At 72.8% G+C, this 24,089-nt stretch carries 14 protein-coding genes; 11 read left to right on the top strand and 3 right to left on the bottom strand.

Annotation, left to right across the window (positions count from 1 at the left end; genetic code table 11):
* The first annotated feature begins 2 nt into the window (after positions 1-2).
* From WMF43_RS14420 to WMF43_RS14445, 6 genes are all read left to right on the top strand, one after another.
* A complete protein-coding gene (locus tag WMF43_RS14420; RefSeq protein WP_437680714.1) occupies positions 3-1,169 on the top strand; it encodes a glycoside hydrolase family 26 protein in 1,167 nt (388 codons plus the stop codon).
* On the top strand, positions 1,166-1,939 hold the full coding sequence (gene rfbF / locus WMF43_RS14425) for a glucose-1-phosphate cytidylyltransferase (protein ID WP_437680716.1): 774 nt from the start codon (positions 1,166-1,168) through the stop codon (positions 1,937-1,939). The genes WMF43_RS14420 and rfbF overlap by 4 nt, the downstream gene beginning before the upstream one ends.
* Positions 1,936-3,003, top strand: a complete 1,068-nt coding sequence (gene rfbG / locus WMF43_RS14430) for a CDP-glucose 4,6-dehydratase (protein WP_437680718.1) — start codon at positions 1,936-1,938, stop codon at positions 3,001-3,003. The genes rfbF and rfbG overlap by 4 nt, the downstream gene beginning before the upstream one ends.
* On the top strand, positions 3,000-3,938 hold the full coding sequence (locus WMF43_RS14435) for an NAD-dependent epimerase/dehydratase family protein (RefSeq protein ID WP_437680719.1): 939 nt from the start codon (positions 3,000-3,002) through the stop codon (positions 3,936-3,938). Before rfbG ends, WMF43_RS14435 begins: the two co-directional genes overlap by 4 nt.
* Before the next feature lie 255 nt (positions 3,939-4,193).
* Entirely contained in the window at positions 4,194-4,952 is a 759-nt protein-coding gene (locus WMF43_RS14440) for an SDR family NAD(P)-dependent oxidoreductase (RefSeq protein ID WP_437680721.1), read from the top strand.
* A 108-nt stretch (positions 4,953-5,060) separates the two neighbouring features.
* On the top strand, positions 5,061-6,059 hold the full coding sequence (locus WMF43_RS14445; protein WP_437680723.1) for an aldo/keto reductase: 999 nt from the start codon (positions 5,061-5,063) through the stop codon (positions 6,057-6,059).
* A gap of 51 nt (positions 6,060-6,110) precedes the next feature.
* Here WMF43_RS14445 and WMF43_RS14450 read toward each other — a convergent pair whose 3' ends face one another.
* Both WMF43_RS14450 and WMF43_RS14455 read right to left on the bottom strand, forming a co-directional pair.
* Positions 6,111-7,469, bottom strand: coding sequence for an RNA polymerase sigma factor RpoD/SigA (locus WMF43_RS14450; protein WP_437680725.1), 1,359 nt, complete (start codon positions 7,467-7,469; stop codon positions 6,111-6,113).
* Between the two features lie 325 nt (positions 7,470-7,794).
* The gene (locus WMF43_RS14455) at positions 7,795-9,438 is read right to left on the bottom strand and encodes a ribonuclease J (RefSeq protein WP_437680727.1); all 1,644 of its coding nucleotides are present in this window, start codon (positions 9,436-9,438) and stop codon (positions 7,795-7,797) included.
* Between the two features lie 385 nt (positions 9,439-9,823).
* Between WMF43_RS14455 and WMF43_RS14460 the strand changes: the two genes are divergently transcribed.
* Positions 9,824-14,821: an AAA family ATPase gene (locus WMF43_RS14460; RefSeq protein ID WP_437680728.1), complete on the top strand. Its 4,998-nt coding sequence runs from the start codon at positions 9,824-9,826 to the stop codon at positions 14,819-14,821.
* 88 nt (positions 14,822-14,909) lie between these two features.
* On the opposite strand, the gene WMF43_RS14465 is transcribed toward WMF43_RS14460, so the two are convergent.
* Positions 14,910-17,708, bottom strand: a complete 2,799-nt coding sequence (locus WMF43_RS14465; protein WP_437680730.1) for a YncE family protein — start codon at positions 17,706-17,708, stop codon at positions 14,910-14,912.
* Positions 17,709-18,095: 387 nt separating this feature from the next.
* Here WMF43_RS14465 and WMF43_RS14470 point away from each other — a divergent pair, with 387 nt between their 5' ends.
* The 4 genes from WMF43_RS14470 to WMF43_RS14485 all read left to right on the top strand — a co-directional run bounded on the left by WMF43_RS14470 (position 18,096) and on the right by WMF43_RS14485 (position 24,084).
* The gene (locus tag WMF43_RS14470; RefSeq protein ID WP_437680732.1) at positions 18,096-20,168 is read left to right on the top strand and encodes a hypothetical protein; all 2,073 of its coding nucleotides are present in this window, start codon (positions 18,096-18,098) and stop codon (positions 20,166-20,168) included.
* Positions 20,165-20,806 (top strand): hypothetical protein, encoded by a 642-nt coding sequence (locus WMF43_RS14475; RefSeq protein WP_437680734.1) that lies wholly within the window; start codon positions 20,165-20,167, stop codon positions 20,804-20,806. Before WMF43_RS14470 ends, WMF43_RS14475 begins: the two co-directional genes overlap by 4 nt.
* Positions 20,807-21,213: 407 nt before the next feature.
* Positions 21,214-21,591: a hypothetical protein gene (locus WMF43_RS14480; protein WP_437680736.1), complete on the top strand. Its 378-nt coding sequence runs from the start codon at positions 21,214-21,216 to the stop codon at positions 21,589-21,591.
* A gap of 15 nt (positions 21,592-21,606) precedes the next feature.
* Positions 21,607-24,084 carry a SpoIIE family protein phosphatase gene (locus tag WMF43_RS14485; RefSeq protein ID WP_437680737.1) on the top strand — a complete coding sequence of 826 codons (2,478 nt, stop codon included), beginning with the start codon at positions 21,607-21,609 and terminating at the stop codon, positions 24,082-24,084.
* Positions 24,085-24,089: the final 5 nt, after the last annotated feature.

Consider the following 24,089-nt stretch of genomic DNA (forward strand, 5'->3'; position numbering starts at 1 on the left):
CCATGAAGCGCTCGCATCGCCTCGCATTGACGGCTGCCGCCACGACCGGAGCCGCCCTCGCCGTGCTCTTCTCGACATACGGGCGCGAGCCCGCCGAGTCCTACCTCGCGTCCGTCTTCGGCACGGCGAGCGCGGCCGTGGCGACGGCGGATCTCGCCTGGACCGCCGGCCCCGAGCGCGACGCGCGGCTCGCGCGCCTGTCCGCGGAGCTCGCGTCGCGGAAGCTCGCGGACCTCCGCGCCCCGACGCGCCTGCTCTACGGCGCGCACGACGGCGGGCTGCCGCGCGAGATCGGCGGGTTCCTCGCGCTCGAGGAGGCGGTGGGCCAGACGCTCCTCCTCGCGCAGATCTACGCGGCCTGGGGTGACGGCGCGGACCAGGCCTTCCCGAGCCGGGCCGCGCGGGCCATCTGGGCCGTGGGCTCGGTGCCGGTCATCACGTGGGAGCCCTGGCTCAGCGCGTTCCAGCGCCCGAGTTGGTCGCTCCGTCCGGCCGCGACGCGGGACCACGGCGGCCTCACCGACATCGCCGACGGCAAGTACGACGCCTACGTCGACGGCTGGGCCAAGGCCGCGGCGGAGCACGGGCACCCGATCCTCCTCCGCTTCGCGCACGAGATGAACGACGGCTACCGCTACCCGTGGGGGCCGGTGAACAACCCGAACCCAGAGGAGTTCATCCGCGCGTGGCGGCACGTCGTCGGGCGCTTCCGCGCCGCCGGGGCGACGAACGTCCTCTGGGTATGGGCGCCGAGCGTCTCGTACGAGAACTACTGGGAGTACTACCCGGGGAACGAGTGGGTCGACTGGGTCGCGACGGGCGTCCTCAATTACGGGACCGCCGTCCGCTGGTCCAAGTGGTACTCGTTCCAGGAGCTCTTCGCGCGCCATTACGAGCGCCTCGCGCCGCTCGGCAAGCCGATGATGATCGCCGAGTTCGGCACGCTCGCCGCCGGCGGGGACCGCGCGCGCTGGTACGAGGAGGCCCTGACGGGCTTCGCGGAGCGCCACCCCGCGGTGAAGGCGCTCTTGTTCTTCCACGTCGCGAGCGACGCGACCGTGACCCACGAGCCGCTCTCGTGGGCCTTCGCCGGGGACCTCGCGGTCGCCGGCGCGGTGCGCCGCGCGCTCGCCCCACAGGAAAGCCACGCACAGGAGGTTCAGCGATGAAGACCGTATTGCTCGCCGGCGGGCTCGGGACCCGCCTCAGTGAAGAGACCGTCGAGCGGCCGAAGCCGATGGTCGAGATCGGGGGCCAGCCCATCCTCTGGCACATCATGCAGATGTACGCCGCGCACGGCTTCGACGACTTCGTCGTGGCCTGCGGCTACAAGGGCGACTTCATCAAGGACTGGTTCGCGGGGCTCCGGACGCGCCGCGCGGACTTCACGGTGAACCTCCGGAGCGGCGAGGTCGACGCGCTCGGGGTCCATTGCCCGAGCTGGCGCGTGACGCTCATCGACACGGGGCTCCACACCCAGACCGGCGGGCGCATCCGGCGCCTCGGCCGCGTGCTCGGCCGGGAGCCATTCATGGTCACCTACGGCGACGGGGTAGGGGACATCGACGTCTCGAAGCTCGTCGCCTTCCACCGGTCCCACGGCAAGCTCGCGACGATCACCGCGGTCCGCCCGCCGGCCCGGTTCGGCGTCCTCGATCTGCGGGACAGCAAGGTCGCGGCGTTCGCCGAGAAGCCGCAGGCCGAGGCGGGGTGGATCAACGGGGGCTTCTTCGTCTTCGAGCCCGGCGCGCTCGAGTACCTCGACTGCGACGACGCGACGCCGCTCGAGCGCGAGCCCCTCGAGCGGCTCGCCCATGACGGGCAGCTCATGGCCTACCGGCACGAGGGCTTCTGGCAGCCGATGGATACCCTGCGCGACAAGCGCCTCCTCGAGCGGCTCTGGGACGAGGGGCGCGCGCCCTGGAGGACGTGGTCATGAGCGAGCACCTCGGCTTCTACACGGGCCGCCGCGTGTTCGTCACCGGGCACACGGGGTTCAAGGGCTCCTGGCTGACCGCCTGGCTGCGCCTGCTCGGCGCGCAGGTCACCGGCTACTCGCTGCCGCCGGAGGGCGCGCCGAGCCTCTTCGCCGACGCGCGCATCGACGACGGGGTCACCTCGATCTTCGGCGACATCTGCGACGAGGCGCACCTCGCGCGGGCGATGACCGAGGCGCAGCCGGAGATCGTGCTGCACCTCGCGGCGCAGGCGCTCGTCCGCAAGTCGTACGCGAGGCCGGTGGAGACGTTCGCGACGAACGTGCTCGGGACGGCGCACGTGCTCGAGGCGGCGCGGCGCCTCCCGTCGGTCCGGGTCGTCCTCGTGGTGACGACGGACAAATGTTACGAGAACAACGAGTGGGTCTGGGGCTACCGCGAGACCGACGCCCTCGGCGGCCACGACACGTACAGCGCGAGCAAGGCCTGCGCCGAGCTCGTCGCCGCGGCCTACCGGCAGTCGTTCTACGGGCGCGACGTGGCGCTCGCGACCGCGCGCGCCGGGAACGTCATCGGCGGGGGGGACTGGGCGGAGGACCGCATCGTGCCGGACATCGTGCGGAGCGTCGTCGAGGGCAAGGCCGTGCGCATCCGGCACCCGCGCGCCGTGCGCCCCTGGCAGCACGTCCTCGATCCGCTCTCGGGCTACCTCCTCCTCGCGCGCAAGCTCTGGGACGATCCGGCGCGGTACAGCGGCGCCTGGAACTTCGGCCCGGACGACGCCGAGCCGCGGACGGTGCAGCGCCTCGCTGAGGCCATCGTCCGCGAGCTCGGGCGGGGCTCGCTCGAGCTCGCCGAGCCCTCGAACGGCGAGTTGCTCCACGAGGCGAACACGCTGCGGCTCGACTGCAGCAAGGCGCGATCCCGGCTCGGCTGGCGCCCGCTCCTCGACACCGATCGCGCCATCGAGCTCACGAGCGCGTGGTACGCGCGTTACCTCGAGGATCGCGGGCACGCGCGGCCGCTCGTCGAGCAGCAGCTCAAGCTCGCCACGAGGCTCGCGTGAGGCTCGGCTCGGCGCTCGTCACGGGCGCGACCGGGTTCATCGGCGCGGCGCTCGTCCGGCGGCTCCTCGAAGGCGGGTGCGCCGTCGTCGCGGCGGGGCCCGCGCGCTCGGCGGGCTGGGCGCGCCTCTCGCCCCTCTCGCCGAGCCAGCGCCTCCGGCGGCTCCCGCTCGAGCGCCTGACGCGGGACGTGCTCCTCCACGCGCTCGGCGACGCGCCGCCGGATGTGGTCTTCCACCTGGCGTCGGCCGGGGTGAACCCGAGCGAGCGCGCGCCGAGCGCGCTCCTCGAAGGCAACGTCCTAGCCCTCGCCGCGACGCTGGAGGCCGCCGCCGGCTGGGGCGGGGCGCGGGTCGTCTTCACGGGCTCCTGCTCGGAGTACGGCGCGGTCCCCGAAGGTCAGCTCGTCGACGAGGGCGCGCCGCGCGCCCCCTCGGACCTCTACGGCGCCGCCAAGGCCGCCGCCCACGACTACGGCCGCGCCGTGGCGCGGGCCCTGTCGGTGCCGCTCGTGGTGCTCCGCCTCTTCGGCGTCTATGGCCCTGGCGAGGCCCCGCACCGCCTCATCCCGTACCTCGCGGCCCGGCTCCGCGCGCGGGAGCGCGTCGACCTGACCCCCGGCACGCAGCGCCGCGATCTCACCTTCGTGGACGACGTCGTGGAGGCGCTGCTCCTCGGCGCGACGACCGAGGGGCTCGACGTCGGCGCGGCCTACAACGTCTGCTCGGGCCGCCCGACGAGCGTGCGCGAGGTCTGCCTCGAGGTCGCGCGGCAGCTCGGCGCGCCGGAGTCGCTCCTCGGTTTCGGCGCCCGTCCGCCGCGCCCCGAGGAGCCCCCGTGGCTCGTCGGCGATCCCCGCCGCTTTTGCGCCGCCACCGGCTGGCGCCCGCGCGCGCACCTCTCGTTCGGCGTCGCCGCCTCGCTCGCCTCCTCGTGAAGCGCCTCCGCCCGCGCTGCTTCGCCCGCAGCACCTCGCCAGCAGCCTGCTGATCGCGAGGCAGCGCGCGGACGTGCTCCCCGCCCCGCCGCGCGGCCATTCTCATGGACCCTCCAGCATGGAACGACGCTTGCCAACCGCTCGCCCCGCCGGGCAGGCGCCCTGTCCGGCGTCATCGCTCGACGTGGTCTCCGCGCCCCGCGCGAGAGCACCCCATCTCGCTGCGTCAGTTCCTGTCGCGGAAGGGAGCCGTCCTTGGATCTCGAACTCACCGGCAAACGTGCCATCGTCACCGGCGGCAGCCGCGGTATCGGCAAGTCCATCGCGCGCGAGCTGGCGCGCGAGGGCGCCAGCGTCGTCATCGCGGCGCGCAGCAAGGACAAGCTCGAGGCGACCGCCGCCGAGCTGTCGGCGGAGACCGGCCGCCGCGTCGTCCCGCTGGTCGTCGACACCGGCAACGAGACGTCGGTCAACACCCTCGTCGAGCGCGCCGTCGCCGAGCTGGGCGGCGTGGACATCCTGGTCAACAACGCCGCCGTGCCGGGCGGCATCTCGCCCGCCACCAGCCTCGCGGAGATCGTCGACGCTCAGGTGATCGAGGACATCAACATCAAGGTCGTGGGGTATCTGCGGACCGCGCGCGCCGTCGCCCCGCACCTGATCAAGAACGGATGGGGCCGCATCATCAACATCGGAGGGCTCGCCGTGCGCAAGACCGGCCGGCCGGTCGCCACCCTGCGCAACGTCGGCGTCGCGGCGATCACGAAGAACCTGGCGGATGAGCTCGGCCCGAGGGGCATCAACGTCACGGTCGTGCACCCCGGCGCGACGCGCACCGAGCGCACCCGGGCCGAGTCCGAGAAGGAGCTCGCCGCCTCGGTGAGCATCGGCCGCATCGTGGACGCCCGCGAGGTCGCCTGGGTCGTCGCGTTCCTCGCCTCGCCGCGGAGCGTCGCCATCAACGGCGACTCCATCGTCGCGGGCGGCGGCAGCGTCGGGCCCATCTACTACTGATCCGCTGCCGGACCGCGATCGCGCGCCCCGCCGGGCCGATCCCGTGACACCCTGAGGAACCCTGTCCGAAAACCGCATGGGCGCGTCCCATAGAAACCAGCGAAGACCATGACGATCCCGACGACCCGACTCGGCCGCACCGGCCTCACCGTTTCCCGCCTGTGCCTCGGCACGATGACGTTCGGCTTCCAGACGGACGAGGAGACCTCCCGCGTCATCCTCGACAAGGCGGCCGCCGCCGGCGTCAACTTCCTCGACACAGCCGACGTCTACCCGCTCGGCGGGGGGCTGCCGACCGCCGGCCGCACGGAGGAGATCGTCGGCCGGTGGCTCAAGGGCAAGCGCGACCGCTTTATCCTCGCCACGAAGTGCGTCGGCCGCGTCGGCCCGAACGACTGGGACCAGGGCGCGTCGCGCAAGCACATCCTGGACGCCATCGACGCCTCGCTGCGCCGGCTCGGCACCGACTACGTGGATCTCTACCAGCTCCACTCCGACGATCGCGACACGCCGATCGACGAGACGCTGGAGGCGCTCGACACCGTGGTGCGCTCCGGCAAGGCCCGGTACATCGGTGTGTCGAACTACCTGGCTTACCGCCTGGCGCGCGCGCTCGGGCGCGCCGACGTGCGCGGACTCACGCGCTTCGTCTCGGTGCAGCCGCGGTATGCCCTGCTGTTCCGCGAGATCGAGCGCGAGCTGCTCCCGCTCGCGCAGGAGGAGGGCCTCGGGGTCATCCCGTACAACCCGCTCGCCGGCGGGTTCCTCACCGGCAAACACCGCCCCGAGACGGGGCCCACCCCCGGCACGCGCTTCACGCTGGGTACAGCGGCAACGAATTATCAGCAGCGCTACTGGAACGAGCGCGCGTTCGCGACGGTGGAGAAGCTCAAGGGCATCGTGGCCGAAGCTGGGCAGTCGCTGACGGCGGTCTCGGTGGCGTGGGTGCTCGCCAACCCGGTGATCACGTCGGCGATCATCGGCGCGAGCCGGCCGGAGCAGCTCGACGAGACGCTCGCCGCGGGCGAGCTCGCGCTCGATCCGCAGCTCAAGGCGCGGCTCGACGAGGCCACCGCGGAGTACCGCCGCGGCGACGCGCAGCGCTGAGGCTGCGCGTCGCCCGCGGGCCGCGGGCGATCGGGGAGCGCGGGACGCCTTTCAGGGGCCGAGCGGGCTCTCGAGCGGCCGCCGCCGCGAGAGCGTCCGGAGCTTGCTGAGCGCGTTCTCCTCGATCTGACGGACGCGCTCCCGGCTCACGGAGAACATCCCGCCGATCTCGGCCAGCGTGTGCGCCTGCCCGCCGTCGAGGCCGAACCGCAGCCGGAGCACCTCGCGCTCGCGCGGGGTGAGCACCTCGAGCAGCGCGTGCACCTGCGTGTGCATGCGGCTCTGCACCAGCACCTCGTCGGGCAACGCCTCGTCGCTGACGACGAAGTCGCCCTGGCGCGCGCCGCCGGCGTCGTCGCCGATCGGCGCGTCCAGGTAGACGGGCTCGAGCGCCATCTCCCGCAGCATCCGCACCTTCTCCACCGGGAGGCCGCTCCGCTCCGCGACCTCCTCCAGGCCCGCCTCGCGCGCGTGCTCCTGCTCGATCTCCTTGCGCGCGCGCAGCACCCGCCGCCGGCTCTCGGCGAGGTGCACGGGCACCTTGATGACCTTGCCCTGGTACAGCACCGCCCGCGTCAGCGCCTGCTTGATCCACCACGTGGCGTACGTGCTGAACCGGTAGCCGCGCCGGTAGTCGAACTTGTCCGCCGCGCGCATCAGCCCGATGTTGCCCTCCTGGATGAGGTCGAGCAGCGGCACGCCGCGGTGCCGGAGCGGCCGGGCCGCGGCCGCCACGAGGCGCAGGTGCGCCTTGATGAGCTCGGCCCTCGCCTCGGCCGCCGCGCGGTGGCCGCAGCGCATCGCCGCGAGCGTCGCCTCGATCGCGCGCCGCTCCTCGCCGGCCGCTCGGGACGCCGCCTCGCGGAGCGCGCGCTCGATCCGCTCCTGGATCACCGGCGACGGGCGCACCTCGGCCAGGCCGGCCGAAAGCGCGGCGCGCGCGCGGCCGCCCTCCGCCTGCCGCGCCGATGGCATCGACCGCGCGAGCCCCAGCAGCCGCGTGAGCCGCACCGACGCCGCGTCGCCGTCGAGATCGTCCGTGTCCGCGTTCAGCAGCAGATCCGAGAGCTCGACCCGGCCCGCCTCGAGATCCTCGGCGATCGCCGCGAGCTCCCGCAGCGCCACGGGCGACGCGACCCACGCCTCGGCCGCCGCGCGCTCGCCCGCCTCGATGCGGCGGCCGAGCTCCACCTCGAGCTCGCGGCTGAGCGGCGCGCTGGCCGCGATCTCCTGGAGGTAGAGCTCGGTCACGTCCTCGTTCGCCCGCGGAGGCGACGCCGCCGCCCCGCCCGCCTGCGCCCCGAGCCGCAGCACCGCAGCGCGGCCGAAGCCGGCGTCCACACGCACCTCGGCGCCGTCGTCCGCGGCGCCCATCCTGTCTTCAGCCTCGCCCGTTAGGAGCGAGCTCATGAGCTTCTCCTGCATCGTTCACTCCACCATGGTGCCGGGTCGCGCGATGCCCGCTTCGGGGGCTCACCTCGGCGCAAACGCCGCAGGGGAGCGTCATCGAGGGACCACCACCGGGCCCCGGCCACGCCACGGCAGAGCAAAGGGGCTCCGCCGGTCCCCTGCACGGTAATCACTCCCCGCGCTCAGGAAAGGCCCGCCCGCGCGACGGTCCGCTCCCCGCGCTCAGGAAGGGCCCGCCCGGGCGAGGAAGGGCCCGCCCGGGCGAGGAAGGGCCCGCCCGGGCGGCCGGCGCCGCGTCAGGGGAACGCGGGCGGCGAGGAGGCCGTCACAGCAGCACGGCCAGCGGCAGCACCGCGGGGCGCCGCCCCGGCTCGCGGCGGAACACGCGCCGCACGCCGCGGCTGAGCGCGTCCTCCAGCGCCGGCGCCAGCGTGCGCGCCTCCGGCGACAGCGCCGCGATCGCGTCGCGCGCGCTCTCGACCGCGGCCCCGAACAGCGGGCCGCCCTCCTCGAAATGCGCCACGCCGCGCCCGAGGATCTCGGGGCCGCGCAGGACCTCGCCCGTCTTCCGGTCGGCCACGACGAGCACCATCACGAGGCCCTGGTCGGAGATCTGCTCGCGCTCGCGCAGCACCATCTCCGAGACGTCGAGCCCGCCGCGCGCGTCGAGCCACACCCGGCCGCTCGGCACCGGACCGCCGCGGCGCATGCGGCCGCCCTCGACGACCAGCGTCTCGCCGTCCTCGACCACGAACACGCCCGCGGCGGGCACGCCCATCCGGATCGCCGTGCGCGCGTGGGCGAGCAGCATGCGGTACTCGCCGTGCACGGGCACGAAGTGATCCGGCCGCACCGCGTCGAGCAGGACCTGCTGCTCGCCCGCCTGCGCGTGGCCGCTCGCGTGGATCGGATCGAGGCCGCGGTCGACGATGATCGCGCCGCGCCGCGCCAGGCGGTTCGCCAGCTGGCTCACGGCGATCTCGTTGCCCGGGATCGCGCGCGACGAGAAGATCACCATGTCGCCCGGGTCGACCCGCAGCCGGTGGTGGTCTCCCACGGCCATGCGCGCGAGGGCGCTGTTCGGCTCGCCCTGCGCGCCCGAGGCGAGCACGATCAGGCGCTCGGGCGGGAGCGTCGCCGCCGTGGCGTCGTCGACGAGCACCCCGGGCGGCACGGTCAAGAGGCCGATCTCCTGGGCGAGCCGCGTGTTCGTGTTGAGGCTGCGCCCGGCGAGCACGACCTTGCGGCCGAGCTCGGCGGCGATGTTGAGCACGCTCTGGACGCGGTGCACGTTGGAGGCGAAGAGGGCGACGAGGATGCGCCCCTTCGCCTCGCGGAAGGGCCGGAGGAACCCCTCGGCCACCGCGGTCTCGCTGACCGACCAGCCGTCGCGCTCGGAGTTGGTGGAGTCCGAGAGGAGGGCGGCCACGCCGGCGCGGCCGTACTCGGCGAAGCGGCCGAGGTCGAGGCGCTCGCCGCCGACGGGGGTCAGGTCGATCTTGTAATCGCCGGTGTGGATGACGATCCCTTCGCCGGTCTCGAGGGCGAAGCCGACCGCGTCGGGGATGGAGTGGGTGACGCGGAGGGGCTCGGCCCGGAACGGGCCCGCGACGAAGTGCCGCTGCGGCTCGACCTCGCGGAGCGGCACGTGGATGCCGTGCTCGAGCAGGCGCTCGCGCACGAGCCGGAGGGTGAAGCGCGTCCCGTACACCGGCACGGGGAACTCGCGGAGGAGCGACGGGAGCCCGCCGATGTGATCCTCGTGGCCGTGCGTCAAGATCACGGCGTCGAGCCCGCCGGCCTCGCGCACGTAGCTGAAATCGGGGATCGCGACCTCGACGCCGAGCACCTGGTCGTTCGGGAACATGACGCCGCAGTCGACGAGCACGCGGCGGCCGTCCTCCTCGATCAGCATCGCGTTCATCCCGACCTCGCCGAGGCCGCCGAGAGGAATGATCCGGAGACTCATGCGCGCGCAGCCTAGCATCTGTGGTGGCGCAGACAGGCCGCCGCGACGACATGCGGCGCGCGGGCCCCCGCGCGCCGCCCGCGCCGCCCGCGCCGGCGCGCGCGTCACGCGGGGCGGCCGCCGCCGAGGCGCGCCCGACACCGCTGGCGACGTCGCATGACCACGGCAGCCCGCTTCAAAGAGAGCACGTGTGTGCGTCCCTCCACCACGTCAGCGAGCAGCGCGAGAGCACGTCAGCACGCCAACGCTCCAGCACGTCAGCGCGTCAGCGCGTCAGCACATCAGCGCGGCGACGCGGCCCGCAGGACATCGGTTGATGCGGCGCAGGAGAATGCCGCATCAGGTCTTGCCCCACGCATTCGCCCCATGCAACCATCGACAGACCATGCGCAGGACCAGGCTCGGAGATCTCCCCTATACGCTGGTTGAGCTGCTGTACGAGAACGCGGATACCGTGCTCTACCGTGCGCGCGGCGACGCCGATGGTGCGCCGGTGACGATCAAGGTGCTGAAGGGTGAGCACGTCGGCCGCCGGCATGTCGCGCAGCTCCGACACGAGCTCGAGGCGACTCGCGATCTCCAGATAGAGAGCGTGATTCGAGCCTACCAGCTCGAGAAGATCCCGGGCGGGGCGGCGCTCGTGATGGAGGACTTCGGCGGGGTGCCGCTCGATCAGCTCCTCGGCTCGAGGAGGCTCGACCTCCCGGCGAAGCTGCGCATCGCGTCGTCGCTGGCCGGGACGCTGGCCGAGGTGCACGGCAGGCACGTCATTCACAAGGACGTGAAGCCTCACAACATCCTCGTTCACCCGGAGACGATGCAGATCAAGCTGACGGACTTCGGGAGCTCGACGCGGCTCTCCGAGGAGGAGGCGCCTGCGGCGGAGAGCCCGGAGCTCCTGGAGGGGACGCTCGCGTACATGTCGCCGGAGCAGACCGGCAGGATGAACCGCGTCATCGATTACCGGACCGACCTCTACTCGCTCGGCGTGACGCTCTACGAGCTCTTCTCCGGGGTGCTCCCGTTCCAGGCGTCGGACCCGGTGGATCTCATGCACAGCCACATCGCGCGGACGGCGACGCCGCTCTGCGAGCGCTCGCCGGAGATCCCGAGGCCGGTGTCCGACATCGTGCAGAAGCTGATGTCCAAGGTCGCCGAGGATCGGTATCAGAGCGGGACCGGGCTCAAGGCCGATCTGGACAGGTGCCTGTCGGCGATCGAGGCGACGGGCCGGATCGAGCCGTTCGAGCTGGGGACGCGCGACGTCCCGAGCGAGCTCCGGATCCCCCAGAAGCTGTACGGGCGCGACCGGCAGATGGCAGAGCTGCTCGCGGCCTTCGAGCGGGTGCGCGGGGGCAAGTGCGAGCTCCTCATGATCGCGGGGGGCGCGGGCATCGGGAAATCGGCGCTCGTGAGCGAGCTCCAGAAGGAGGTCGCGCAGCGGCGCGGGCACTTCATCGAGGGGAAGTTCGACCAGCTGAGCCGGAGCATGCCGCGCGCCCCCGTGGCCGCGGCGCTGCGCCAGCGCGTCCGCAGCCTCCTCACCGAGCCGGCGGAGGCGCTCGAGCGGTGGAGGGACAAGCTGCTCCGGACGGCGGGGAGCAACGGCAAGATCCTGGTGGACCTGCTCCCGGAGCTCGGGCTGGTCCTCGGGCCGCAGCCCGACGTGCCCGAGCTCGGGCCGAGCGAGTCGCAGAACCGGTTCAACCTCGTGTTCCAGGACTTCCTGCGCGTCATCACGACGGCGGAGCAGCCGGTGGTGCTCTTCCTCGACGACCTGCAGTGGGCCGACGCGGCCTCGCTGAAGCTGCTCGAGCTCGTCCTGACCGATCCGAGCGGGGCCTACCTGCTCATCGTGGGCGCCTACCGGGACCAGGAGGCGATCGCGGGGCAGCCGCTCATGACGTGGCTCGGGGAGCTCCGGGAGGCGGGGGTCGAGCGGCGCGAGATCCAGCTCGCGCCGCTCTCGCCCGCGGACGTGCAAAAGCTCGTCGCGGACGCGCTGAGCGCGCCCGGAGAGCGGGTCGAGGCGCTCTCGGGCGTGCTCTACGCGACGAGCCAGGGGAACCCGTTCTTCCTGAGCCAGCTGCTGAAGGAGCTCTACGCGGCGAGGCTCGTGTCCTTCGACCCGGCGGCCGGCCGGTGGGCGTGGGACGTGGAGCAGATCCGGCAGCGGTGGGGCGCCGCGAGCGTGCACGACCTGCTCGTGGACAAGATGCAGCGGCTCTCGCCCGCGGCGCAGCGCGCGCTCGCGCTCGCGGCGTGCGTCGGCCACCAGTTCGACCTGAAGACGCTGTCGATCGTCAGCGAGCGGCCGCCGGCCGACGTCGCCGCCGACCTCTGGGATGCGCTGCGCGAGGGGCTCGTCGTGCCGCTCGACCCGAGCTACCGGCTGCTGCACGCGTCCGAGGGCCCGCTGCCGGAGCAGGCGCTGGAGGTGAGGTACCGGTTCCTGCACGACCGCGGGCAGCAGGCGGCCTACGGGCTCATCGAGGGCGCGCGGCGGCAGGAGGTGCACCTCCGGATCGGGCGGCTCATCCGCGCGCAGCTCGGCGAGGCGCCGAGCGACGACGACCTCTTCAAGGTGGTCCACCACAGCAACATCGGCGCGGCGCTGATCGAGGACCGGCCGGAGCAGCTCGCGCTCGCGGGGCTCAACCTCGCCGTGGGGAGGCGGGCCAAGGCGGCCGCGGCGCACGCGGCGGCGGCCGAGCACTTCAGGGCGGGGATGTCGCTGCTCGGGGCGGGGGGCTGGGAGGAGGACTACGCGCTCACCTTCGCGCTGCACCGGGAGCGGGCGGAGTGCGAGTGGCTGAGCGGCAACGAGGCGCAGGCGGAGGCCCTGATCCGCGAGCTCCTCTCGCACGCGCGCTCGCGCCTCGAGCGCGCCGAGGTCTATAACCTGCGCATCCTGGTGCACACGATGCGCGGGGAGTTCGCCGAGGTGCTGCGCGTCGGCCGGGAGGGCGTGGCGCTCTTCGGGATCGCGCTGCCGGAGGACCTTCCGGGGATCCAGGCGGCGTTCGGGGCCGCGCTCGCCGAGATGCCGGCCAACCTGGGCGGGCGCCGGATCGAAGAGCTCGTCGACGCGCCGTGGGCGGGGGACGCGGAGCAGCTCGCCGCCCTGCGGCTGCTCGCGGCGATGATCCCGGGGGCGTACACGCTCGATCCGATGCTGCTCGCGCTGATCGCCGCGACGCAGGTCAACCTCTCGCTCCGGTACGGCAACTCGCCCGCGGCGGCGTGCGCCTACGGCATCTACTGCCTGCTGCTCGCCGGGGCGATGGGGAGGTACGAGGAGGCGCGGCAGTTCCAGCGGGTCTCGCTGGAGCTCTGCGAGCGGCCCGAGTCCTTCGAGCTCCAGTGCAAGGCGTACCTCGTGTGCGGCGCGCCGTCCCACTTCTTCGAGCCGACCCGCGCGTCGCTCGCGTGCCTCTCCAGGGCGTACCGCGCCGGTCTGAGCTCGGGGGACTTCAGCTTCGGGGCGTACACCTGCCTGAACATCGTGACGATCATGCTCTCGTCGGGCCACGAGCTCGTCGGGCTGAACGAGGAGATCGCCGGCTTCCTCCGGTTCCTGCACCGGACGAGGGACCCGCTCGCGACGCCGGTGCTCGCCGTCGCGCAGCAGATGATCGCCTGCCTCTCGGGGAAGACGAGCGGGCGAGAGAGCCTGAGCGACGCGGCGTTCGACGAGGGCGCGTACCTCGCGGGGCTCTCGCCGGCGCAGGAGCTGCCGCGGTGCTGGTACTTCGTGAACAGGCTCGTGCTCGCGGTGCTGTACGGGGACCACGCCGGCGCGCTCCTGATGGCCGCGCGCGCCGAGAAGCACAGCGCGAGCGCGATGAGCCTGTTCCTGCTGAACGACATCCCCTTCTACACGGGCCTCGCGCTGCTCGGGCTGTGCGCCTCGGTGACCGACGAGGAGCGGGAGCGGCACCTCGCGGCCGCGGCGGAGCACCGGGCGAAGCTCGCGGGCTGGGCGAAGCACGCGCCGGAGAACTACGCGCACAAGGAGCGGCTGATCGGGGCCGAGATGGCGCGGGTCCGCGGCGACGACGCGGAGGCGGCGGCGCTCTACGACGAGGCGATCGAGGGCGCGCGCGAGGGCCAGTTCGTTCACCAGGAGGCGCTCGCCAACGAGCTGTGCGCGCGGTTCTACGTGAAGCGGGGGCGGGAGCGGATCGCGCGGTGGTACATGACCGACGCGCACCGGGCGTACCTCCGGTGGGGCGCGACGGCCAAGGCCGAGCGCCTCGCGGCGGAGCACCCGGGGCTCATCGACGAGGCCTCCGCCGGCGGGGCGCCGGCGACCCGGGTCGTCGGCACCACGGTGACGCGCAGGGGGAGCACCGAGGCGTTCGACGTCGCGACGGTCGTCCGGGCCATGCAGGCGGTCGCGAGCGAGAACGTGCTCGACCGGCTCCTCGACCGCCTGATGCGCAGCCTCGTCGCGAACGCGGGGGCGCAGCGCGGCGCGCTGATCCTGGAGCGCGACGGCAAGCTCGTGATCGTCGCGTCCATGCGCGTCGATCCCGACGTGGTGAAGACGGGCCTCTCGACCCCGGCGCTCGAGGGCGGCGACGTCGCGCCGAGCATCGTGCAGCTCGTCGCGAGGACGCGCGAGCCGGTCGTGGTGAACGACGCGCGGCAGGACAGCCGCTTCGCCGGCGATCCGTACATCGCCGCCCGGCAGCCGCGCTCGATCCTGTGCCTCGCCATGACGCACCAGGGGCGCTCGGCGGGGATCCTGTACCTCGAGAACAACGCGGCGCCGCGGGCGTTCACGCCGGGGCGGGTCGAGGTCTCGGGCCTGCTCGCGTCGCAGGCGGCGATCGCGCTGGAGAACGCGCTGCTCATCGCGAGCATCCGCGGGGGCACCGAGGCGCTCCAGCGCTCGAACGAGCAGCTCCAGCGGGAGCTCGAGCTGCGCGCGGCGTCCGAGGCGGAGCGGGAGCTCCTCCAGCAGGAGATCCTGCGGCGGCAGACGCCGCTCATGCCGATCACCGACGACGTGCTGGTCATGCCGATCGTCGGCGCGATGGACGGGGCGCGGGCGCAGCAGGTGCTCGAGACGGCGCTGACGGGGTTCCAGGCGAGGCAGGCGAAGGTGGTGATCCTCGACATCACCGGCGTGGCGCGGGTCGACGCGACGGTGGCGGAGGCGCTGATCAAGACGACCAAGGCGCTCCAGCTGCTCGGGGCCAAGGCCGTGCTCTCGGGGGTGCGGCCGGAGGTGGCCCGCGCCCTCGTCGAGCAGAACGTCGATCTCGGGTCGATCGTGACGATGGGGACCCTGCAGAGCAGCATCGCGTACGCGCTCGGCGCGAACGGCCTGCCGGGGGCGTTCGGGCGGCGGGCGGGGCCGGCGCGCTACGCGTGAGCCGCGGCCCGGGCGCGAGGAGCGACGAACTCGCCCCTCGCGCCGGCGGCCCCGGCGCGCCGCGGCTGCGCGCGGCGCGCCGTCCGGGTCAGGGCGTGCTGTTCGGGTCGGCGGGGTTGCTGCCGGCGTCGCGCTCGTCGCCGTCGAAGAAACCGTCGCTGTCGCGATCGACGGCGACGCGCGCCCCCGAGCCGGGCGGCGTGCACGTGTAGGTCAGCTCGCGCTGCGTCTGGACGGCCAGGAAGCGGAGGACCGTGTCGCTGACCGGCGGGAGGGCCTGCCGATCGGTGATGAAGTTGCCCGCGCCGACATAAAGGAAGCCGACCTCGTGGAGGAGCCCTTGGGTCTTCGCCACGAGATCACACTCGCCGGCTTCGGCGCGTGCCCTGAGCAGGTTGATCCGCGGCGTCGCCGCCGCGCTGTTCGTGTGGCTCAGCGTCACCTGCTGGCCGACGATCGGCGCCATGTTGGTCTCGATGGCGAACACGTACGCCTCGAGCTGCCGGCGCAGCACGTCGCCCGCCGGCGTGAAGGGGATGCCCGTCGGGTTGTTCGTGAACTGGTCGGAGAACCCGATCGCGGAGAAGAACCGGTACATCGTGTCGACCGTGCCGTTGTTCAGGATGCCGAACCCGCGGATCTGGTCGCCCATGTGATCGTTGTCGCGCGGGAGGAAGACGAACGGGATGTTCGGCAGGCCGAACGCGCCGACCTTGGTGTACACGTTGCGGAGCTGGGGAATCTTGAAGAGCTGTGATTGGAAGTCGTAAACGGAGCCGCCGTTCGTCCCGAAGAGGCCGGGGAGGTCCGAGCCCGGGTTGAAGTCGGGGTCGACCACGTGGCACCCGCCGCAGCTCGCGATCGAGTTGACCACATCGCCGTTGTAAAAATCCTTCCCTGCCTGCTGATCGGGCGTGAGCGAGTTGTCGAGGTTCCGGATCGGGTTCGGCGGGTAGGTGACCTGGAGCATGAAGTCGGCGAACGCCTCCATGTCTTCCTCGGGGATGAACTCGCTGCGTCCGAGGAGATCCGTGAACCCGGCCTGGAACTGCATGAACCCGGCCCGCTCGTCGAACGACCCGCTGTCCGGCTGGGCGCTCGGCTCGTCGTAGCCCCCGGTGCGGTCGCCGCGCCAGTGCATGGGGCCGTGGTTCGCGAGGCCGCGCAGGCTCTGCGTCATCATCGGCCCTTTCATCGGGTGGAACATGGGGTTCACGATGGGCTGCTGGAAGACGACGTCGAACAGGCCGAACGGGAAGGGGCCCGGGTTCGGCACGACGGAGCCGTCCGGATTGCCGAGGTTCCAGGCCAGGTCGTCCTGGTCGCCGAAGACGTGGCAGCTCGCGCACGCCGAGTCGCCGTGGCTCGAGGAGAACGAGGCGTCGTAGAGGAACCGGCGGCCGTTCACGATGCTGTCCGGCTCGGGGTTGTACATCGGGACGTGCCCCACCTCCGCCTTCGTCGCCGTGTTGACGATGGAGATGGAGTTGTCGAAGCGCGTCAGCACGTAGAGGCGCCCCCTGCTCTCATCGAGCACGATGCCCGTCGGCCCGCCGCCCGTCACCGGGATCTGGTTCGCCGTGCTGGGCACGAACGTGTCGTTCTCGAGCTGGGCGGTGTTGTAGACGCCGATCTTGCTGGATCCGAGCGCGGCGACGTACAGCGTCGCGCCGTCGCTCGACACGGCCATCTCCTGCGGGAAGGCGAGGCTCTTCGCGTTCTCCGCGTTGGGGATCGGCGCACAGCAGGCGCTGTAATCGATGTGTTTGTTGAGGTGCCGCGGCGCGACGCCCCCCGGGCCGAGCACGGTGATCCGGCTCTCGTGCAGGTGGCCGCGCGTGCTCTCGCCGGCGAAGAGGCCTGGTCCCTCGAAGGCCTGCTGGCTCATCGCCTCGGTGTTCGCGACGTAGACCTTCCCGTTCACCGGGTTGACGGCCATGTTGAAGAGGATCGTGCCGACGTCGGTGAAGAACCCGCCCGCGCCGGCGACCTGCCGGGGTGGGTTCGCCATGGCGTCGAGGACGAAGACGTCCTTGTCGGGCAGCGAGAACCTCATCTGGTCGTCCCAGGTGCGGCCCAGCTCGTCGTACCAGTGTCCGCCGTCGTACTTCACGATGATGGACGTCTCGGGGGCCGGCACACCCTCGACGTTGGTGCTCGGCCCGGGCACGCCGTCCGGCCCGAAGCCGTCGGGGACCAGGGCCTCGTTGACGGTGGCGGTGCGGTTGCCGGAGTGGAAGGCCGCGGCGTACACGCGGGTGCCGTCCGGGGTCGCGGCGAGGGCGCGCGGGGTGTCGCTGAAGAGGGTGACGATGTTGAGCGGGTTGCCCCCGAGCGAGGCGTCGAGAGAGCCAGCGTCGAAGATCCAGACGTCCGCCCGCCCGACGCCCGGCGTCGTGAGCTGCGGGTCAACGAGGCTGTTCTGGCCGCGGTGCGCGGTGGTGATGAAGGCGCGGCTCCGCCCCGGCCCGGCGAACACGATATCGCGCGGCTCGTCGCCCACGAGGAGCGTGCGCACGACATGCCCGGTGTAGCCGCCGGGGCCCAGCTGGACGACGCTCACGCTGTCCGACAGGTGGTTCACGACCCACACCTCGCTGTCGCTGCGCGCCGCGACGGCCACCGGCTCCAGGCCGACCGTCACGGAGGCGCGGTGAGACAGGCTGCCGCCCGTGCCGATGCGGAACACCTCGAGGCGGTTGTCCGGCGTGTTGAGGGCGAACAGCAGCTTCCTGTCCGGTGAGATGGCCAGCGGGCGGACCTGCCCGCTCTCGAACGCCGTGAACGACGGCGCCGCCAGCGCCGGGGCGCCGGAGAGGGACACTGCGCCAAGAGATGAGACAAAAGCGCCTGCAAGCGCCCAACGAGAACCGGGCGATCGAACCATGGATGCCTCCCTACGTGTCGAGTAGCTCCGCGGCCACAAAACGCGTAATCCAAGACTGTAAGGCAATTCGAAATGATTGTTCAAGCATGCAATGAGGGTAGGTTCGATTTTTTGCAAAGGTGCGACACCGCGTCTTTGTTTCCCTCATTGCCTTTGTGACATCGTCGCTGATGTAGGCGTCGGGGCGATGGCGCCGGTGCGATGCGTCAGCGCGGTTCGGCGGCGCGCGCCGGCGGCAGGGGCGATGGCCTCTGTCGCTCCTTCTAGAGAGGAGCGGTCCGCCGCCGGCCGCGCCCCGGCCGCTCTGGATCGGGCGCGAGGCGGAGAGCCGGAATCGACGAGGGCTGGAATACGCCTGGCGGGCGGTGTCGTTGGTACGGGCGACCGATGAAGCCCCGCACCTCAACCCTCCTTCTCGCCACGTTCTTTGCCGCGGGGTGCTCGAGCCCCTCGCGAGGGCCCGCGCCGGCCGAGCGCGCCGCCGGAGCCGCCGAGGCGGCGCCGCTTCCCCCGCCGGCCCCTCCGCCGCCGCCCCCGAGGCCCCGCGCGCCCACGCGCGCTGGCGGCGCGCTGGCGCGCGCGCCGCAGGGCGACGCCCTTTACCTGGCCGACGAGGATCACGCGGCCCTCCGGCGCGTCCCGCTGCCCGTCGACGTGAACACGCCGCCGCTGGAGGTCGCGCTGCCGGGGCGGCCCGCGCAGGTCCTTGCGCTCGCGGATCGGGTGCTCGTCACGATCCGGGATCCGGGCCTGTTGCTCGTGATGACGCCGGACCCGTCGAGAGGCCTTGTCGAGGCCGCGCGCGTCCCGCTGCCCGCCGACGCCTGGGGGCTCGCGGTCACGCCGGACGAGCGCACCGCCGTCGTCACGAGCGCCTGGACGGGCAAGGTCACCGCCGTGGACCTCGAGACCGCGACGGCGACATGGACCCTCGATGTCCCGCGCGAGCCCCGCGGCGTCGTGGTCCGCGAGGACGGCGCGGCCGCGTACGTCACACACCTCACCTCCGCGGCGCTCACCCGGGTCGAGCTCCGCGGCGCTCCCGCGGCGAGGCCGGTCGCCCTCCCGACGTCTCCGCTCCGTGCGCCGCGCGGCAAGGCGCTCTCCGCGTCGCTCGGGTACGCGGCCGCGTTGTCTCCGGACGGCCGGCGCCTGTTCGTCGCGCGGCACGCGCTCGGCGCGCTCGGCGAGCAGGCGTGGTTCGGGGCCGCCACGGTCGACGTGCTGCTCACGGGCGATGATCAGCCGCTCGCGCCGCGCCGCCGCGACGGCGCGCCCGCCTGGACGGCGCCGGCGCTCGCCGATCTGCCCGTCGACGACGTGGAGCTCGAGGTCCCCAACACCGAGCTCGCGCCGTTCGTCCAGCCGCGCGCCGTGGCCTACCGCAAGAGCACCCGGACGCTGCTCGTCGCCGGCGAGGGCAACGACGCGCTCGTGGAGCTCGACGCGCTCGCGGTGGATCCGGCGCTGCGCCCGCTGCGCACCTATCCGCTCGGCGGGCCGCCGGAGCAGGACATCTACGTGGCGACCCTGTGCGGCGCGCCCACCGGGCTCGCCCTGTCCGAGGACGAGTCCCTGGCGTGGGTCTATTGCCGCTCGACCGACGCCCTCGCCATCGTGCGCCTCGACGGCCACGCGGACGTCGCCTACGAGCCCGGGCCGACGCCGTTCATCAAGCTGGCCGAGGCCCCGGGCTCCCCGCGGGCCGCGCTCGGCCGGAGGCTCTTCTACAACGCGATCGACTGGGCGACGAGCGGCGGGCTCGGGTGCGCCGGATGCCACCCCGACGGCCGCGACGACGGCCACGTGTGGCATGAGGCCCACGTCGCGACGCCGTTCGGCGACAGCGTGAACTTCCTCGGGTCCGCCGAGAACCAGCCGGTCGACGACGCGAGCCCTGGCGGCGTCCCCCGCCAGACACCCATGCTCGCGGGGCGCGTCTCGGCCGAGGGGCCTTATGGCTGGAACGCCCAGAGCGAGGACCTCGCCGCGCGCCTCCGGGAGGGCTTCACCTTGCACCGGTGGGGCCCTGGCGGCGGCGGCGACCGCGAGAACGTGCCGCGATCCGCCGCCCTTGCCGCGTTCCTGCGCGCCGGCCTCGCCCCGCCGCCGCGCGAGGATCGGCCGCTCACGCCCGCGGAGCGGCGCGGCCGCGCCCTCTTCATGAGCGAGGCGGCGCAGTGCTCCCGCTGCCATGTCCCGGAGACCGAATACACCGATCGGATGGGGTACCCGATGCCGGGCTTCGCCGCGCGGCCCGGGTTCCAGGAGGAGCGCGCGGGTCAGGTGTTCAAGACGCCCTCCCTCCGCTTCGTCGGCGGGACGGCGCCGTACTACCACGATGGCTCTGCGCGCACGCTCGAGGAGCTCATCGAGAAGAACGCAGATCGCATGGGCCGCACGAGCCACATGTCGAAGCAGGACAAGGCGGCGCTCGCCGCCTTCTTGAGGACCTTATGAGGAAGATCACGTTGATCGTCACGGTGCTTGTGTGCGCGCTTGCGCCGGCGCAGGCCGCGGAGCCGGCGGCCGGCGCGGCGGCCGGCACGGCGGACGCGCTGAGGGCAGGGCAGGGGGAGGCGGAGCGCGCGGCCGGCGCGGCGGACGCGCCGCGGGCAGGGCAGGGGCAGGCCGAGGGCGCGGCCGCCGCGGCGTCGCCTCCCGGGCTTTCCGGGAGCGCGCTCGAGGCGGCGCCCCCGGCCGCCGAGCGGACGGCGCGGCCGAGCGCGGCCGAGTGGGCCGACGCCGAGCCGGTGCTGCTCGCGAGGAGCACGACCCCCGCCGCGTGCAAGGCGCGGAGGCGGCGCGAGTGGCTGCGCCTCGACTGCGCGGCTCCGGCGCTCGCCGTGGTCAAGACGCTCGGGTCGAGCGCCGGAGGCGAGCCGGTGCGGGTCGACGCGCCGAGAGGCGGCGACACGGACGGCGGCTTTCCGGGGGGCGTCTCGCTCGTCTTCCCGGTCCGGCGCGGCGACCGGAGGGTCATCGAGATCCTCTCCGCCGAGGTGGGGTATCGCGGCGCCTCCGGGCTCGTCCCCAGCGTCGTGATCTCCGAGCAATGGATCGACGGCGACCCCGGACCGCTCGTGAGCGCGCTCTGAGCCTCCCCGGAGCGGCCGAGCCGCTCGGGCCAGCGCGTTCGCTCGGGCCAGCGCGTTCGCTCGGGCCAGCGCGTTCGCTCGGGCCAGCGCGTTCGCTCGGGCCAGCGTGTTCGCTCGGGCCAGCGCGTCCGCTTGCGAGAGCCGCGCAGTTCACGAGGGCCGCGCGCAACGCGTGTGACCGTATGTAATTGCGGTTACTGACGGTGCCAGCGCAAGATTCGGACAAGGACAGCTGCCCCACCACGCGCCATGATCGGCGTGGCTCGGCGAGCGAGCCCGATCGACCGGCTCCTGTCGACCTACATGCGCGCCGGTGGAGGTGGCGCGCGGAAGGGGGTTGAACCGGTCGGGGAAGGCCGTACCCTGAAGGGCTCATCGCGGACGTGCCGGTCGAGGATGGAGGGCGGATGAGCAGCTTATGTGTTGATTCTGTCGTTACGGAGAGCTTCGGGATCGAGCCGGCGCTGCGGGACGACACGCTCAGCGTGAGGCTCACCGGGATGGGCGACATGGCGGCGGCCGCGCCGCTCAGCACCTACGTCAAGTCCCTCCAGGGGGAGGTGACGCGCCTCTCGGTCGGCACCGTCGAGTTCGACGTGCGGGGGCTGAGCTTCATGAACTCGAGCTGTCTGAAGGCGTTCATCGGCTTCATCCTCGGGCTCGTGGGCCAGGGGCGGCGGTGCAGGATACGGTTCGTCACCGACGCGAGGCTCTCGTGGCAAAGGCGGAGCCTGACGCCCCTCGACCGCATGTGCCCGGAGCTGGTCTCGATTGCCGACACGTGATCCGAGAGCCCAGGTATGACGACGAGGCGCCCGACGATCGGCTTCGTGATCGACAATGTCGTCGGCGACTACCAGTCCGAGCTGCGCGCCGGGATCGAGCGCGCCGCCGAGGCGCGTGACGTCAACGTGCTCACCGCGTTCGGCGCGGTCCTGACCGCCGCGGATACGGCCGAGTCCGCGCGGAGCAGCTTTTACCACCTCCTCGGCGCGGGGACGGTCGACGGGATCATCGTCGCCTCGTCGACCCTCTGTCACTATCCCGGCGTCGACGGGATGCGGGCGTTCTGCCGGTCGTTCGCGCCGCTGCCGATCTCCAGCATCGGGATGGCGATGGACGGCATCCCGAGCCTCATGATCGACAACGGCCTCGGGATCGAGATCGCGGTCGGGCACCTCGTCGACGACCACGCGCGCCGGCGGGTCGCGTACATCAGCGGCCCTGCCGCCAACGAGGAGGCGCGGCTGCGCGCCGACGCCTACCGCCGGGCGCTCGCGGAGCGGTCCGTCCCGTTCGACGATCGCCGCTTCGTGTACGGCGCGTTCACGATCCCGAGCGGGCGCGCCGCGATGCGCGAGCTGCTCGCGCGCGGGGTCGATTTCGACGCCGTCATCGCCGCGAACGACAGGATGGCGCTCGGGGCGATCGAGGTGCTCACGGCGCGCGGGCTGCGCATCCCGCGGGACGTCCTCGTGTGCGGCTTCGACGACGTCGGCATCGCGCGCTTCACGAAGCCGTCGCTGACCACGATCCGCCAGCCGATCAGCCGGCTCGGCGTCGCCGCCGTGGACGCGATCCTCCGCATGATCGACGGCGAGCCCGTCCCGCCGCTCACGCACGTGCAGGTCGAGCTCACGCTGCGCGAGTCCTGCGGCTGCGGTCACCACTCGGTCTCGACGCTCGTGCCGCCTCCGGCGGCGGACTCGCGGTCCGGGGCGCCCGCGCTCGCCGAGGAGCGGGCGTCTTTGGAGCGCGCGCTCAAGCGGGCGGTGATGGTCCCGCCCGGCGCGCTCGACGGCTGGGCGATGGAGCTGCTCCTCTCGCTGGAGGAGGAGCTCGCGGGCGAGCCGGGCCGCTTCCTGCAGGTGCTCCAGGGCCTGCTCGACGCGGCGAGGCGCCAGGGCGTGGTCCTGGACCAGTTCCAGGCCGCGATCTCGCTGCTGCGCTCGCGGCTGTGCCACCCGCAGGAGCACGGGGGCGATCCGGCCGCGAACGAGGCGCTGGAGCAGCTCTGGCACGCGTCCCGGATCCTGATCGGGCGCGAGGCCGTGCACGCCGAGGGCGAGCAGCGGCTCAACGTCGAGCTCGCCGCGATCGAGGTCTCGTACGGCGCGCGGGGCTTCTCGGCGTGTTTGAGCCTGCCGGTGCTCAAGCGCCTGCTGGCGTCGGAGCTGCCCAGGATGCAGTTCTTTCGGGTCGCCGTGTCGCTCTACGACGACGCGCATCGCGCCACGCTGAAGCCGTTCTTCCTGATGGAGGACGGCCGCGAGGTGGAGGCGCCGTCCGCGAGCTTCCCGGCGCACCTGCTCGCGCCCCCGGGGTTCTGGGGCGCTCGGAAGCGCAGGAGCATGGTCGCGCTCCCCGTCGCGTTCGGCGAGGTGGAGCAGTTCGGCATCGCCGTGCTCGACAGCGGGGCGACCGGGATGAACTACGACGTGCTGCGCCTCCAGCTCGGCTCGGCGCTCAAGGCCGCGGCGCTGCACCGGGAGGTGGTGCGGGAGGTGGAGCTGCGCGAGCGCCTGGAGCAGGAGAAGGTCCGCCAGGAGAGCCGCGTCGCCGCGCGCATCCAGACGACGCTCGTGCCGAGGCAGCTCGCGATCGAGGGGCTCGAGCTCTGCGCGGTCATGAAGCCGGCCGCGGAGGTCGGCGGCGATTACTACGACGTGATCGCGAGGCCCGGGGGCGGCTGGCTCGGGATCGGCGACGTGGCGGGTCACGGCCTCGCGGCGGGCCTCATCATGTTGATGATCCAGAGCATGATCTCGGCGCTCGTGGGCAGCGAGCTGACCGACAGCCCGAGCAAGATCCTCTCCGTGCTCAACCGGGCAGTGTACAAGAACGTCCGCGACCGCCTGGAGCGTGACGAGCACGCGACGTTGCTCCTGCTCCGGTACGAGCGGAGCGGCCGCGTGACGTTCGCCGGCGCGCACGACGACATGATCGTGTGCTCGTCGCGCACCGGGCGTTGCGCGACGATCCCGAGCACCGGCGTCTGGATCGGCGCGCTGCCTGCCATCGACGCGATGACTCGAGACGCCGAGTTCGTCCTCGAGGACGGGGACGTCCTCGTGCTCTACAGCGACGGCGTGACGGAGGCGCGCAACGCCCACCACGAGCAGTTCGGCCTGGAGCGCCTCTGCCGGGCCATCGAGGCCGTCCAGGCCGCGCCTGTCAGCGTCATCCGCGACCGGATCCTCGGGGAGGTCGAGGGCTGGTGTCCGAGCCCGGACGACGACATCACGATCGTCGTGGCGAGGTACCGCGCGCCCGGATGACCCCG

Source organism: Sorangium sp. So ce131, assembly GCF_051519095.1.
Classification (GTDB): domain Bacteria; phylum Myxococcota_A; class Polyangia; order Polyangiales; family Polyangiaceae; genus Sorangium.